The sequence below is a fragment of the Pseudomonas sp. 10C3 genome (assembly GCF_036346185.1).
Classification (GTDB): Bacteria; Pseudomonadota; Gammaproteobacteria; order Pseudomonadales; family Pseudomonadaceae; genus Aquipseudomonas.
In genome coordinates this window covers 1-15003 of sequence record NZ_JASJVE010000046.1, presented here as the reverse complement: position 1 = coordinate 15003, position 15003 = coordinate 1, and the positions used below count along the sequence as shown (strand labels likewise).

The window sequence follows — 15003 nt, the reverse complement described above, 5'->3', positions numbered from 1 at the left end:
GCAGTGAAACGATGCATCGCCGATGGTAGTGTGGGGTTTCCCCATGTGAGAGTAGGTCATCGTCAAGATTGAATTCCAAAACCCCTGTCTGCTGATGCAGACAGGGGTTTTGTTTTTGCGGCTTACTAAAGCGTAGATGTCAGGCGAACATAGTGCGCACGTTGTTCATCGCATCGTCGGCAAAAGCCTGCAGGAATGCTTGAAACGCTGGCAATGAGTCCGGCCAGTCTGAAGACGGCTCACCGACGATTGTCCACGTCGCGCGGCACTGATCATCACCTTGCTCTGCTACGGTCATGGATGCCCATAGATTGCCGATAGGCAGGGTGGTGTATATCAGCGACCAGGTCATATAACGCGCGTCATCGTCGCGAGAGTTAAGCTGTTCGACCACTACGTTGCCATCCTTGAACAGCTTTTTGCGTATCGAACGCACGCCACTTCCGGTCATCTCGCAGGCGTCCAGCGCCGGAATGAACGCCGGAAAACCAGCGAAATTACCGACGATACCCCACACGCTTCGCGCATGACTTGCTACTTCTACCGCAGAGACCACACGGCAACTTTCAGGGTTTCTGATCAGGGTGTCCGGTTGCAGATTTTCCAATGTGTTGAGGGTATTCATGATGTTCTCCAGCGGGTTGGTTTAGATAAAGTCGATTTCTTTCAGGTACTCGCAACCTTTGTGCAGCAGTGCCTCTGTTTTTAGCGGATAGCACTCGCCCATACGCCGCACACCGGCTCGGGCGTTGTCGTGCTGGATCATTGAGATATCGCCGATGTCTTCTTCAAAGCCATCGAGATAGAACCCCAGCACCCCGAATAGCGCGTTCTGGTTGTCGACTCGGCTGAGTTGTTTTTGCCAGTGTGCAGTGCTGACCATCTCGAACTCCCGCCCCGCCTCACGGAACGCAGCCACGTAGTCAGTCCAGCTCAGCAGTTCGGGGTTGTGCAGGTTGAATACCGCATGACTGGCTTGATAACGGCTGGCATGAAAGCCAATGAAACGGGCGAGGAAGTCGACGGGCATCAGATCAAAGTTCATGGCGAACTCGGGCACCTGGCCCAATTGCATAGAGCCCTTGAGCATCAGCATCAATCGGTTCTTGTGGGGTTGGCAGACGCCGGTGACACTGTTGAACGCGATGTTGCCGGGTCGGTAGATGTTTACCCATACGCCCTGATCACTGGCGCGTTGCAGGATGCGCTCGGCAACCCACTTGGAGAGGTTGTAACCATTCTTGATATAGATCGGTGGGGATGCGGCGGCCGGTTGCTCCAGCACGTTGCCGGCGGCATCAATGGTGCTGCAGGCCGATAGCGTAGAAACGAAATTAAAGATTTTCTTGCTACGACCTTCACACAGACGCAGGCATTCGAAAATGGGTTCGACGTTATCCTTGATCAGCGTTTCGTAATCCTGAACATGGTTAACATTGGCTGCGTTGTGCACCAGTACGCCGAACTCACGGTCGATGTATTCGTACACTTCGGCGCTGAGGCCCAGTTGCGGTTGAGTGATGTCTGCGGGGTAAACCGTCACCCTGCTCAGGTCCAGATGCTCGAGACGGTTTTCTCGCAGTGATTGAGCGAAGCGCGCTTGTGCACTTTGTCCGCCACCTTCACGAACCAGACAAACAATCTCACTGGCACCCCAATCAAGAAGGGCTTGAACAATATGCACGCCCAGAAAGCCATTGGCGCCAGTGACAACCACCTTATGCACATCTCCCAACTGGTTGATAGGCAATACCGCCATGTCCAGCTGAGGATTGGCATCAAGCAGTGCTTGCGCGCTGACGGTGCACGCGGACGATTGTGCTCCGTCGTTATCGATCAGTGCCGCAAGCGTGCGCAGTGTCGGGGCTTCGATGAAGCGGTTGATCGGGATGCCTCGCCCGAACTGTTCACGAATCCCCAATAGCATCTGTGAGAGCAGGATTGAGTGGCCACCGAGATTGAAGAAGCTTTCCTCCGTGGAGATATCGGCAGACGGCATCTCAAGTAACTCTGCCCAGAGAGTGAGTAGCTGCTGCTCTACAGCTGTTTCCGGCAGGCGTCGCAACTGCACGTCGAGGAAGGAGACCGGCAGCTCCAGCAACGCCTTACGATCGACCTTGCCATTGCTGGCGAAGGGCATACTCACCAACTCGGTGTACGTGGCGGGGCGCATATAATCGGGCAACATTCGCTCGGCATGAGCCCTCAGCGCCTGACGAGCTACGCTGGGTTGGTCCTGCAGTGGCTGGGCAACAAACGCCATAATCCGCCGTTGCGCATCGACGACCACCGCCACCTGCCGATACAACTGGCTGCCACGCAGGCAATGTTCTATTTCCTCGGGCTCGACGCGAAAGCCGCGAATTTTCACTTGGTTATCGCGTCGGCCACAGATCTCGATGCCGCTGTCGGTCCATTTGCCGATATCGCCCGTGCGGTAGACCCGTAGGCTTCGGCCTCCAGGCAATTGCAGGTTCAGGTAACGTTCTGCAGTCTGTGTCGGGTTGTTCAGGTAACCCAGGCATACGCCCGGTCCGGCGATATACAGCTCGCCGGGCGTCTGCTCGGGCACGGGTTGAAATTGCTCGTCGAGGATCAGCACCTGGCTATTGGCAATGGGCAGACCCAGATTGCGATTGCTGCTGTCCGCGTGGAACATCCCACAGGTGACCAGCACCGTCGCCTCGGTCGGGCCATAAAGGTTGTAGAAACGGCATTGCCCGGCCAGCCGCTCGATGACGTACGGCTCGCAGACATCGCCACCGGTCATCAGATGGTCAAGCCCCAGTGGCCGTTCGAGCGGCAGGATGCTCAACAGTGCGGGTGGCAGAAACGCGTGGCTGATGTGTTGACCAAGCAGCTCAACCAGCAGCACAGGATCGCGGCGCTGTTCTTCACTGGGCACCACCAGTTCCGCGCCGCTGAGCAATGTCGGGAAGATGTCGATCACTGAAGAGTCGAAGCTAAGCGTCGAGAAATGAAGCACGCGGCTGTGCTCGGACAGGCTCACCTGCTCGGCGTACCAGGCCGTGAAATGGCTGAGGTTGCGCTGGCTGAGCAATACACCTTTAGGGTGACCCGTGGTGCCCGATGTGTAGAGCGTCATGCACGGCGCCTCACGGGTGGGACGCTGGCGCATCAGTGAGCGCATGGGGTCGCGCTCATCCGCGCCCACATGGCTGATGTCTAGCCCTGGCCATTGCTCACCGAGCGGATGTTGTCCGTCATGGAGTAGCAGCACGGCACCGGCGTTTTCCAGAATGTACTGCTGACGCTGGATTGGCTGGCTCGGGTCCAGCGGCAAATACACAGCACCGCAACCAAGAATGGCGAGGATCGCGGCAAACAGGGCGACTGATTTCGGCATGCAGATACCGATCACCGGCGGGCCATCATCCGGCCCGGTCCCCTGTTCTGCCAGCACGCTCAGCAACCGTTTCTGGATCGCCAGGCTGTGCGCATGCAGAGCCTCATAGCTGATCTGCTTGCCGCCGATGTTCAGCGCAGTCCGCTCGGCAAACCGCAACAGACTCTGATCCAGGCGCACAATCATCGGTATCTCGGCGAGCGCTAGCAGATGTGGCTGAACGGTGCGGTTGAATCGGTGTTCGAACGCCAGTTGTTCGAGTATGCCCAGCCCTTTTTGCTGCGCCGCGTGAGGGGGCTCGACAGTGGGTGCTTGAAGAAAATACTCGGCATCGCGAGATAGACGGCTGACGTGCAGCGCGACGGTCTCCACCAGCGTCGCAATCGCGGAGTCGCGTAATACTCGACCATTGCCCGAGGTGTCGGCGACCAGTAATTGACGCGATATCAGGCGTTGCCCGGAGGCAGTACCGAACCAACAGAGCAACTTCAGTTGTGGCAGGCCATGATCCGTAACGGGACCGAGCCCGACGCGCAAACCCAAACGGGGGCGCGCGCCAAAGGCTTTCTCCTGCTGTGCGGTCAATGTCAGGCTGCCATCCTCGATCAGCATGCACGCGTCGGTACAGAGGCACAGGTCCAGCGCCCGGGGATCTGTCAAACGATGCAACTGATGACCATGCTCCTCCAGCTCCGCAATCAGTGTGTTCAAGGCCAGGCTCTGGCCAATCAGCACAATCTCAAGACGTTTCATTGCAGTGATCCTTGGCTGATAGAGCCGGGCAGATAGTCAGCCAGCGCACGCTGTACACAGGGGGACTCGAGCACCGAGCTGCTGTTGAAAAAGCGCACGATGTTGCCCACCAGCGGGTGATGACGATTGATCGGGAAGGTCACGGCCAAGGCTTCGTCCTTGAGCGCTTGTTTGACTGACTCGGCGACCGCCAGGTGATCGATTAGCGTGAAGTCGAAACCCTTCTGGATCTCGTGGGTCAGGTACTGGCGGATGAATACCGGCATGATCCGCGCGATGCTTTCGCGGTCCGACTCGGGCGCGGTATGCCAGTAGATACGCACCAGCCGCGCCCAAAACCCGGAGTGCCGTCCCTCATCAAGCAGGTGGTCGGCCATCATCCCCTTGATCGATTGTTTGACCGACTCGTCCTTGGCGAACGCGGCGACATCGTTAGTCACCGTGTTCTCGGCGATGGCCACGCAAATCAGTTCAACCGCACTGCGCAGATGCTCGGGGGCCAAGGTCAGGGCGGCGGGTATCGCCCGGCTCAGCTCGATTTCTCGGGGTAGCTCGATGGGCTCGATGCCAGTCAGGGCGATGGTCTGTTGCATGAAATCCATCGCGACCAGGGCGTGGTAATCCTCATCAACGACGATGGTCATGGCGTCGTAACGACAGGCAAAGGGGAAGCGAATCGCAAAGTGGTTTTTGGCGATCCCACGCGCCGTTTTGTCGACGATTTCTGTCTCGAAAATCACCACGTCATTGATGAATTTGTAGAGGCTTTGCGTCAGGGCGAAATCGCGCAAGTGTGCGCACTCACGGGTGAACGTTTCACTGAGGACCAAGGGCTGGCGGCTGAGTGGATAGATGAGCTTTTCATCGTTTTCGATGATCCGGCGCGGGCGCGTGCGAATCGTCGCACGACCCTCCCAGGCATCGGCGAAGGACTGATAGTCATCGGCAATCATACGTGGGACTCCATCTGTTCAGCCCGCATGCTCAGGCGCAGTTTGTCCCAGAGGGTCATCCGGCTTTCGATGGCTGCAATGGCAGCTTCATAAACGTCGCGCTGACGCTGTTCGTCGCCATTGACCAGTCGTGCCAGAAGCTCTTGAGCTGCAGGGCCGTGATCTTCGGAGTCGACCTCAATGTGGCGTTGCAGGTAATAGCGAAAGGTGGGCGCTTGCTCAACGGTGATGCCCCAATCGTCGAGGATGCGCTGGAACATCAGCGGGATGACGCTTTCCCGTCCGTGCAGAAATGCTGCTGCCACACGATGAGCGGGTGCATGCAGCGCGGTGTCGAGAGTGTGTTTGACGAAACAATAAGCAGCCTGTCCAGCACCGACATTCTGCAGCGCGGTTTCATAGCTAACGCCTTCTTTTTGCAGTGCGACGAAGCGCTCGATGGGCAGCGTATTGGCGCCGACTTCGCGCATGGCATCCAGGTACAGCTCGAAATGGCTGTAATGACCGTGGCTCAATTTGGCGTCCGACTCCTCACCCAATACGATTTCATTGATCAGGCGCGCAGCCTTGGGGTCTCTGGGGGGGAGCCACGGAAGCTGGGTGCAGGTCAATTCTTGCTGTAAGCGCTTGGTCAGGGACATAAAGTCCCATACGGCAAATACATGGGTTTCCATGAAACGTCGCAGCACCTGAATTGAATCGATTTCAGAAAATATGGGGTGATTGCTGAGTGCTGCTTTTTTACGATCAAGCCTAAGTTCGAAGTTGTTCATGGGGAGCACCTTAGTGGGGACTTTCAATCAACGGTCAGTGGGTTAACTCAGTGGGTGAACATTGTCGGCGCACGGGGTGTGGCTCTTTAATTTAGACGAATAGAAGCCTCGAAGTTGAATGCGTGAATAAGCAGTTATCTGCCGTCGGTGGTTGTGTCCATTGGGCTGCAGGGTCAGGCCCGGCAGGGCTTCAGGCGGAGCACGATTGAATGGTCAGTGGCGGCGAAGGAAAAGTTAAAGCACTTCAAAAGTGTCAGGCAAGTTATTTTTATATTATTTGTGGTGGCGTCTTTTTTAAGTAATACCGTGCCAGCTAAAAACCATGGGCTAGGTTTTAGTTGGCAGCAAGTAACCCTTCCGGCCTATTAAAGTCAGAATATTTACTAACGAGTGAATGCCTCACTCAGGGTCACTCAATAGTGGAGAAGTTATATTTTCGTTTTTTTAGGCAGCGCTGGAATTCCTTCCAGTGGGTCCTTGCCCGTTCGACAAACTCCTTGGACAGCGCTAGGGGTTTTGAAGGTTTCTACTCTGATGCCGAAGCAAAGTCTGCGATAGACGCGGCAATGAAGAGAAGACGAACGCGACCGCAAGCCGGTCGCGCTTGTAGAAGCAGGTCAGCGCGAGGCGCTAGAGGGGAGGGCGTTGCGAAAAAGGTCGCCCGGAATACGTGGAGGAGATCCGGTGTCGGGGACCTTAATCAAGCTTGTTTCACAACGGTTGTAGCGGATCCTTCAGCGGGTCTGATCTGCCTGCAATCGCTCGACGTGCCTTGGCACTGCGTGGCGCGGTGGGTGAACGACTGCCCAAGTATCGGGTGACGGCTTCAACACCCCGGTTAAGGTGGTGTTCGAGCATCGCCACGGCTTTATCAATGGCTTTGTCGCGGGCGGCATTGAGCAGCGCCCAGTGATCATCCTGCGAGAGCTTACCCAGGCCCATTTCCGAGAGATTGAAGCGCAGGAAGCGCTCTTCTTCATTGAGCCCGTCTTCAACCAGGCGCAGCAATCTTTTATTGGGCGCTTTGGTGTAAAGCGCCATATGGAACATGCGGTTTAGCATACCGATTTCGGCGTAATCGGTTTCGCTTTCCAGCCTTTCAATACAGTGATGGGCTGTTGCTATATCGCTTTCGTCCAAATGAGGAATCGATAGGCGCAACGCCTCCGACTCCAACAGGATGCGCAGGGCGTAGGCATCGGCCGCATCCTCCGCAATCAGTGGCGCAACCACTGCACCTTTATGTGTCTCGACCCTTAGCAGGGATTGAGCTTCCAGTTGGCGTAACGCTTCGCGCACCGGCATACGACTGACGCCAAACAGGGTTGCCAGTTCTTGCTGACGCAACGCCGTACCACTGGGTAAGCGTCCGTCGAGGATGGCATTGCGCAGTTTTTCTTCGATGACGGCTCTGGCCAAGTGGGAAGGCAGTTGTTCACGTCCCAGGACGCCGCTCAAAAAGCTTTCGTTGTCGGTTTTTGACATGCGCGCGCTTCTATAGATTTGAATTGTTTTTTTGGATCCAGCCCACAATAAAGACAGCCAGAAAACGTGTAGACCTTTGAAAGAAAGTAATCTGAACGCCCTGAAATACCCGTTGCGCTTGGCTTTCCGCAGTTTAGGACAGAAATGGATTTAATGTCGCCAGGGTTGCAGAGCAAGCGTGCGCATCATCTTCTCAGTGCTGCAGGATGAGCCGATTCTCCGCTGTAAGTGATCGCACGATGCCATTGTTTTTTCCTGATTGAACCCGCACCATCGACCGGTTCTCGGATGACCGCACGGATTAACTTCAATTGGCGGCACGTTTTGCATTTTATCGGCGAGAGCCTTGTCATCGACTAGGGCGATGGCTCTCTTTTGCGTTGCTCTTGGCCAGTGTGTTGGTGGGCGGCCTGCATGCCGATTGGGATTTTTCCTTGATCAGCCGTCGGGCCGAGGCTTTGTATGGTCCGTTGGGCGAGGGCCGTCAGCGGATTGATGCCTGGCAGCACCTGTTGTCGACCGAGAAACAAATCAGCGAAAGGGAAAAGCTGGAAGTAGTCAATCAGTTCTTCAACCGCCAAATTCGTTATGTAGAAGACATAGATAACTGGCATGAAATCGACTATTGGGCGACGCCCATCGAATCACTATGGAAGGGGGCTGGCGATTGCGAGGATTACGCTATCGCTAAATATTTTAGCCTCAGGCGGCTGGGCGTTCCGAGCGAAAAACTGTTGATCACTTACGTCAAAGCCTTGCGCCTGAATCGTGCGCACATGGTGCTGACCTACTACTCAAGCCCGAATGCTGAACCCTTGGTGCTCGACAGCCTGATTGATGCAATCAAACCCGCCAGCCAACGAACGGACCTGTTGCCGGTGTATGCATTCAATGGTGAAGGGTTGTGGTTGCCTGGCGCCAAAGGCAATAAGAGAGTGAGCGACACAAAACGATTGTCACGCTGGCAGGATGTGTTGAGAAAAATGCAAGCCGAAGGCTTCCCGGCTGAGCCCGAGTTTTAGGAGTTCCGATGTCTCTGTTCAAACAGTTGTTGATCGCTATTTGTGTGTTCCTGGTTGTCGCCTTTAGCGGCAGCTTCATAGTCAGCCTGGAAAGTTCGCGCACGCAATACGTCAATCAATTGCGCTCCCATGCACAAGATGCGGCGACCTCTCTCGCGCTGTCGTTGACGTCCAATATCGATGACCCGACGATGGTCGAGCTGATGGTCAGTTCAATCTTCGACAGTGGCTATTATTCGAGCATCCGCGTCATCGATCTGGCCACCGACAAGATCATTGTCGAGCGTTCTGGCGTCCCCGATAGCAGCACCGTACCGGTCTGGTTCGTTAAACTGATCGGCCTGGAAGCTGCTGGTGGCGATGCGATTGTCAGCCGTGGCTGGCAGCAGGCTGCACGGGTCGAAGTGGTCAGCCATCCGATGTTCGCATTGGCCAAGCTCTGGCAAAGCGCGCTAGGCAGCCTCGCCTGGTTGCTGATCTGCGGTCTGGTCAGCGCAGTTCTGGGTGCTTTGCTGCTGCGTCGGCAGTTGCGGCCTCTTGATTATATGGTGGCGCAATCCCACGCTATCGGCCGCCGCGAATTCCTCAGCCTGCCCGAACTGCCGCGTACCCCGGAGCTGCGGCGCGTGGTCCAGGCTATGAACCAGATGGTCGAGAAGCTCAAAGCCCTGTTTCAGGAAAACACTGAACGCAGTGAAAAGCTGCGGGTCGAGTCATATCAGGACAGCCTTACCGGCCTGGCCAACCGTCGTTATTTCGACATGCAGCTCAACGCCAGGGTCAGCAACCTGGAAGAGGCCAGTTCGGGCTATCTGCTGTTGCTGCGGGTCAAGGATTTGGTCGGGTTGAACCAGCGTCTGGGCGGCAAGCGCACAGATGAACTGCTGCGCGCGGTGGGCGAGCAATTGGTTCGGCAATGCGCGCATTATCCGGAAACCAATAACCTCATCACCCGCAGCCGTGGCGGCGAATTTGCCGTGCTGGCGCCAAAAATGCTGCGCGCCGAAGCGCTGCAACTTGCTCAAAATCTGGAAAGCGCGCTGCTCAGCCTGCAAGCCACTGGGGCGTCGGATGTGACGCCTGTAGCGTACATCGGCCTGGCACCCTACAGCCCCGGCGACTCGCCGCAAACCTTGCTCGGCCTTGCCGACCAGGCGTTGTCTCAGGCTGAAAGCGAGGGCGAGCGTAGCTGGAGCTGTATTGAGCACAGCGCCGCCATCAGCTTGGGCGACGATCACCACGCCTGGAACAACCTGCTGGACCAGGCACTGACCCAGCGTCGCTTCCAGCTGTTCTTTCAGCCGGTAGTGGACAGTCGTAATCCTCAACACGTATTGCATTACAAGGTGCTTTCCCGCTTGCTTGATGAGCAGGGACAGACCATTGCTGCGGGGCGTTTCCTGCCTTGGCTCGAACGATTCGGCTGGTCGACGCGGCTGGACCAACTGATGCTTGAGTTGGTCCTGCAACAGATGGCCCAGCATGATCAAGCGCTGGCCTTGAACCTCTCTGCGGCCACGCTTGCCGATCCAAAAGCCTTGAATAAAGTCTTCGAGACCCTGAAACAGCAAGCACGACTCGGGCCTCGATTGACCCTGGAAATCGGTGAAGAACAACTGCCGGAACAGCGTGTCCTAGAGCAATTGACCCGACGCCTGCGAGAACTGGGGTTCACCTTGGCAGTGCAACACTTCGGCGGCCGTTTCAGCATGATCGGCAACCTGGCGCACTTGGGGTTGGCGTACTTGAAAATCGATGGCAGTTACATTCGGACCATCGATAAGGAAAGCCATAAACGCCTGTTTATCGAAGCCATCCAACGCGCAGCGCACAGCATCGATTTGCCGTTGATTGCCGAGCGTGTGGAAACCGACGCTGAGCTGCAGATTATTTGCGAGATGGGTATCGAAGGTGTGCAAGGTCAGCTGTTTGGTGATCCGGCGCCCTGGAAGTAAGGATGACCAATCGGGCCTGATCGCGCGTCGGCGATAGGCCCTCAAGCCATAAACAGAATCAGATCAAACCCGTCTCGTCATCATTGATCAAATGGTTCAACCCGCCCAGCGTTTCCCGTGCCTGGGTACGGTCCATCAACTTGGCCTGCGCCGCAGGCGGCAGATCGGTCACCCGGATCACGCCCTTGCTGATCAGTACCTGAATCAGGTCGTCAAGCACCCGAATCATCTCAAAGTCGCTCTGCTTGAGCTGCTTGAGGCTGTTCTCGATCACATCGTTCGCATACCAGGCTTGAATCTCGTGGTTGTCTGGAGGAAGTGTTTCAGTCGCTTCCACGTAAGGAACGCCCTCCACGCGGACCAGCTCCCCCTGTTGATCACGTTGCACGTAGAACATGGGTAAAACCTCGAAATGTAAGTCCCGCCCGAAACAACAGAAGGGCGCTGCCCGCGATGATGTTAGTTCAGACTCTACATCATCGCGGGCGGGCTTAATCAGCTGTGGTCATACTTGATGGTTGTGTCGGTACCGGCCACCAGAGACTTGATCATATCGTTGTTCCAAGTCACCCCTTCAACCTTGATATGCACGTCGGCGTTGGCGACGCCGCCAGTAGCGTTCAGCTTGCCAGCGCTACTGATGTCCAACGTTGTATTGGTACCGTCGTTGGTGATTTTCAGGAAGTTCGTCAGGGTCGCATCAGTCTCTCCCTGCAGCAGATCGCGCAGGTCAAGTTTGTCGCCTTGTGCAGTACTGAAATCCTTGATCACGTCGACGCCGGTACCGGTATTGGTATCACCCTTGAGCCAGACAAAGGTATCTGCGCCAGCGCCACCAATCAATATGTCGTTACCCTTGCCGCCGGTCAGGGTGTCGTTGCCGCCCTGGCCGAACAAGATATCGTTACCGGCACCGCCGAGTAGAGTGTCGCTGCCATCTGCCAAACCTGTAGTGTTCGAGCTATTTGCCAGTGCGGTGACATCGTTCAGGTGCCCGGTAATGTACTGATGCAGAGCTTGATCATCCGCGATGACAGCGCCTTTGCTCTCGGCAAATGCTTTGAGCGCGGCAGTACCTTGCGCAGTGCCGAAGGTGATCATGTCGCCGAACAGGATGTCATTGCCATCGCCGCCATTAATAACGTCATTACCTGGCGCGATAGCTGAGGTAGTTGCAGCAATCTTGGCGGAAAGGTCTGCTGCATCAATCGAGGTATGCGCCGTGTTGTCGGAGTCATAACTGTTTAGGGCGCTAGTGATACCGTTGGTTATACCAATGGCTTCGACCACTGAAACCTTGGCTAATGCCGCATAGCTGGCCATCGAATCGGTGTTGGTTGCGTAATCGGTCGAGTCGCCAGCCCCCGCGACAGCTTCGTATATCAGATGACCCGTGCTATCAGTGCTGTGCAGCACACCAATGGTGTCCTGAGTCCACGTGTTGCCGCTTTTCGACCAGCTGAAAACTTCGCCTGTGGCGCTGATCAGCGTACGACTCACGCCACCGACGTCCGCCATGATTGCAGTACCGGTGTGAAAGCTCGTCATTGTGTCGGCAAGGCTGACAGAGTTGTTGTTGCTATTGTTGTGCACCAAGAAAGTGTTAGCGGCGTCGCCAGTCACAAGGTGATAGGTAGGCTGCCCATCGGTGATGAAGAAGGTAAGGTTTTGAGCATTGGCGTTACTTTTCGTCATATCGCTGGCGAACCACTGGGTGGTCAGCTTGAACACGTCCTCATAGTTAGTAGCACCGCCACTGCTAATGGAGTCGATCACCGTTTGCAGCTGCTTGAGAGCACCCGGGTCTGCAAGGTTCACCGAGACGTAGTTGTGGACGGTGCTGTCAAAATCGGCCAGGAATATCTTGACGACCCCGTTGCTGCCGCCGACCTTGCTTTGCAAGTCATTGAACAGGGAGGTCAGAGCAGTCTTCGCGTTCGTGATAGCTGTGCTGCTCATGCTGCCCGAGCTGTCGAGCATGATGGCAATGTTGTAGTTCTGCCCAGCAACGATTTTGGTGCCGCTGATATCACCGACGATGACATCGTTGGCAACCGTACCATTGATTGTGTCGGTCCCTGCATGGCCGGTGGTGCTTTTGTAATCCCCCTTATCCACAGTAACGGAGATATTCACGACGTCGGTCTTGGTGTCCAGGTTGGCAGTTTCCGTAGCGGTCGCGGTAACGGTCAACGTGAATTTACCGCTGTAGTAATCCGGCGTTTTGATGCTTAGGCTGCTCAGGTCCAGGCTGCTGACATCGACCTTGGTGGTTGCATCGGTCACCATAACGCTATGGCCATTCGCATCACTCAATACCGAGCCAGCAGGTGCGCCGGACATCGTGGTGATGTGAGTTTCTGAGCCGTCGTTATCGGTATACGTCGCGCTGACAGAACTGAGTTTGATCGCAGTATTTCCTACGCCGTGGTTGAGTTCGTAGCCTGCGTAGTAACCCTCGCCGATGACGCCATTCACCTCGTTCAGGCTGGAAACGGTCAGGCCTGCATTGGTCAGATCGCTCACGTTACGGTAAAGCAATGCATTGGCGCTGTTCAGCTCCGAGGTCACGCCGTTTACCGTCAGATTGATGGTGTAGTTTCCAACGTTGTCCTGGTTGTAGTGGTAAATATCCAGCGTGTAGAAGCCGGTTGCCGTTGGCGTGTATTGGCTGGAGGAAATAGCCCCAGAGTTGATGCCCCACGCCGCGTTGGCTACCGTCTTACCGCCGATGGTGATCAGCAAGCTGTCATCGGCCGTACCGCCGAAGCTGTAAACCTTGCCAGCTTCCAGGTAGACAAGTCCGGAAATTTTAGTGGCGGTACCTACTGCAACATCTCCCGTCGACTTTGTGATCGATGTATCGGTGTGTGTGGTGGGAGTAATGGTGGTATTGAAGCCCAACTTGATCATCGACTCCGTTGCGCCGCTGCCGCTACCAGACATACCGGTCAGGGTATTAACCCATACGTCCTTTACCAGTCCGGTTGAGCTGATCACTGCACTGCCAAGCGCCAGGCTCGGCTGATCGGCAACGGGAGTGATATCGACTTTCAGGGTTGCCACGGTACCCGTTACACCCTCAAGGGTCGGTTTGAACTGAATCTGCGCGTAGTCGGCTTGCTTGTTACCGACACCGGTTCCGCCAAAGCTGTCTATACCCGACTCATTGCTGAGCGGCACAAAGGTCAGCTTGTTTTGGACAATGTCGTCTTTGCTGATGACCTGATTTGCAATGACGGCAACACCGTTGAGCAGCAACGTACCGCTGCCCGGAAGCGTGGTAATGATGATGCTCGGAACGGCTGTTGCGTTGACCGGGTTTGCAACGCCGAAGTTATCCCACGTCAGAGTCAACGTCTGATCTTCGGTGCCAGTGGCCTTCCCGCCAGCTGAAACCGGAGCATCCGCGTCCACGATGCTCGTAGTAACGCTGTTGTTGGCGCCAGGCACCAAGCTTTCGAAGTTGCCACCCGTGGCCGAGTCGATTTTGACTGTGAACTTCTCGGTGCCCTCTACAAGCCCATCGGTGAGGGCTTTGATGTCGAGCAGCGCTGTTGTCTGGTTGGCTTTGATGATCACCGTGGTTACGCCACTGAAGTCACTGCCATTGGTGGCGGTGCCGGTGTAGCTAAGCTTGACCGTTACATCTGCTGTTGGCGTGTTGCTCAATGTCAGCGTGTAGTGGGCAGTAGCGCCTTCTGTCACTTGTGTTGACCCAGCGGTGAAATTGACAGTGGTGGTGTCGATGGTGTCAGTAACAGCCGTGGTTGCCGAAGCCTTGCTCAGATCGAGACCTTCCAGCTGACCGTCTTTACCGTTGGACACCCCGGTCACGCTCAGGGTGGTCGGACCGGCATCCTTGTAGACGTCGTCTGCCGGCGCGGCAGCGGTGAAACTGGCTGATGTGGCGTTGGCCTTGATGGTGACGTTATCACCATTGGACAGGGTCAGGACCAGGTCGGACTTCGGTGCATTGGCCACCGAAACGGTGTAGTGGATCGTGCCGCCTTCGGCCACCGAACTATCAGCGGTCAAGGTAACCGCCGTGGTGTTAATGGTGTCAGTGACGTTGACCGTTGCCGAAGCCTTGCTCAGATCGAGACCTTCCAGCTGACCGTCTTTACCATCGGCAACCCCGGTCACGCTCAGGGTGGTTGGGCCAGCATCTTTATAGACGTCGTCTGCCGGTGCGGCAGCCGTAAAGGTAGCTGACGTGGCGTTGGCCTTGATGGTGACGTTATCACCGTTGGACAGGGTCAGAACCAGGTCAGTCTTCGGTGCATTGGCCACCGAGACGGTGTAGTGGATCGTGCCGCCTTCGGCCACCGAACTATCAGCGGTCAAGGTGACCGCCGTTTTGTTAATAGTGTCGGTAACAGCCGTGGTTGCCGAGGCCTTGCTCAGGTCGAGGCCTTCCAGTTGGCCGTCTTTGCCGTTGGACACCCCGGTCACGCTCAGGGTGGTTGGGCCAGCATCTTTATAGACGTCGTCTGCTGGCGCGGCAGCGGTGAAACTGGCTGACGTGGCGTTGGCCTTGATGGTGACGTTATCACCGTTGGACAAGGTCAGGACCAGGTCGGTCTTCGGTGCATTGGCCACCGAAACGGTGTAGTGAATCGTGCCGCCTTCGGCCACCGAACTATCAGCGGTCAAGGTGACCGCCGTTTTGTTAATGGTGTCGGTAACAGCCGT

The 15003-nt window shown here is 56.1% G+C and carries 9 protein-coding genes; 2 read left to right on the top strand and 7 right to left on the bottom strand.

Going from position 1 to position 15003, the window contains the following annotated elements:
- Positions 1-139: 139 nt before the first annotated feature.
- The 5 genes from QN399_RS25815 to QN399_RS25795 all read right to left on the bottom strand — a co-directional run bounded on the left by QN399_RS25815 (position 140) and on the right by QN399_RS25795 (position 7331).
- Positions 140-625 carry an SRPBCC family protein gene (locus QN399_RS25815; protein WP_322177219.1) on the bottom strand — a complete coding sequence of 162 codons (486 nt, stop codon included), beginning with the start codon at positions 623-625 and terminating at the stop codon, positions 140-142.
- A gap of 21 nt (positions 626-646) precedes the next feature.
- A complete protein-coding gene (locus QN399_RS25810; RefSeq protein ID WP_330201889.1) occupies positions 647-4120 on the bottom strand; it encodes a non-ribosomal peptide synthetase in 3474 nt (1157 codons plus the stop codon).
- The gene (locus QN399_RS25805) at positions 4117-5073 is read right to left on the bottom strand and encodes a diiron oxygenase (RefSeq protein WP_330201888.1); all 957 of its coding nucleotides are present in this window, start codon (positions 5071-5073) and stop codon (positions 4117-4119) included. Before QN399_RS25805 ends, QN399_RS25810 begins: the two co-directional genes overlap by 4 nt.
- Positions 5070-5846: a DUF3050 domain-containing protein gene (locus QN399_RS25800; RefSeq protein WP_322218794.1), complete on the bottom strand. Its 777-nt coding sequence runs from the start codon at positions 5844-5846 to the stop codon at positions 5070-5072. The genes QN399_RS25805 and QN399_RS25800 overlap by 4 nt, the downstream gene beginning before the upstream one ends.
- A 711-nt stretch (positions 5847-6557) precedes the next feature.
- Entirely contained in the window at positions 6558-7331 is a 774-nt protein-coding gene (locus QN399_RS25795) for a GntR family transcriptional regulator (RefSeq protein WP_322177223.1), read from the bottom strand.
- A gap of 311 nt (positions 7332-7642) precedes the next feature.
- Here QN399_RS25795 and lapG point away from each other — a divergent pair, with 311 nt between their 5' ends.
- Both lapG and lapD read left to right on the top strand, forming a co-directional pair.
- Positions 7643-8353, top strand: coding sequence for a cysteine protease LapG (lapG, locus tag QN399_RS25790; protein WP_369124889.1), 711 nt, complete (start codon positions 7643-7645; stop codon positions 8351-8353).
- 8 nt (positions 8354-8361) lie between these two features.
- A complete protein-coding gene (gene lapD / locus QN399_RS25785; RefSeq protein ID WP_330201887.1) occupies positions 8362-10308 on the top strand; it encodes a cyclic di-GMP receptor LapD in 1947 nt (648 codons plus the stop codon).
- A 58-nt stretch (positions 10309-10366) separates the two neighbouring features.
- On the opposite strand, the gene QN399_RS25780 is transcribed toward lapD, so the two are convergent.
- Positions 10367-10705, bottom strand: a complete 339-nt coding sequence (locus QN399_RS25780; protein ID WP_322177226.1) for a tryptophan synthase subunit beta — start codon at positions 10703-10705, stop codon at positions 10367-10369.
- Positions 10706-10803: 98 nt separating this feature from the next.
- Positions 10804-14985 carry an immunoglobulin-like domain-containing protein gene (locus tag QN399_RS25775; RefSeq protein ID WP_330201890.1) on the bottom strand — a complete coding sequence of 1394 codons (4182 nt, stop codon included), beginning with the start codon at positions 14983-14985 and terminating at the stop codon, positions 10804-10806.
- Positions 14986-15003 lie beyond the last annotated feature (18 nt).

Bases quoted from the DNA above. Each gene is read 5' to 3' on its own strand.
- QN399_RS25800 (WP_322218794.1), bottom strand. From the start codon at position 5,846: ATGAACAACTTCGAACTTAGGCTTGATCGTAAAAAAGCAGCACTCAGC.
- QN399_RS25795 (WP_322177223.1), bottom strand. From the start codon at position 7,331: ATGTCAAAAACCGACAACGAAAGCTTTTTGAGCGGCGTCCTGGGACGT.
- lapD (WP_330201887.1), top strand. From the start codon at position 8,362: ATGTCTCTGTTCAAACAGTTGTTGATCGCTATTTGTGTGTTCCTGGTT.
- QN399_RS25815 (WP_322177219.1), bottom strand. From the start codon at position 625: ATGAATACCCTCAACACATTGGAAAATCTGCAACCGGACACCCTGATC.
- QN399_RS25780 (WP_322177226.1), bottom strand. From the start codon at position 10,705: ATGTTCTACGTGCAACGTGATCAACAGGGGGAGCTGGTCCGCGTGGAG.
- QN399_RS25805 (WP_330201888.1), bottom strand. From the start codon at position 5,073: ATGATTGCCGATGACTATCAGTCCTTCGCCGATGCCTGGGAGGGTCGT.
- QN399_RS25810 (WP_330201889.1), bottom strand. From the start codon at position 4,120: ATGAAACGTCTTGAGATTGTGCTGATTGGCCAGAGCCTGGCCTTGAAC.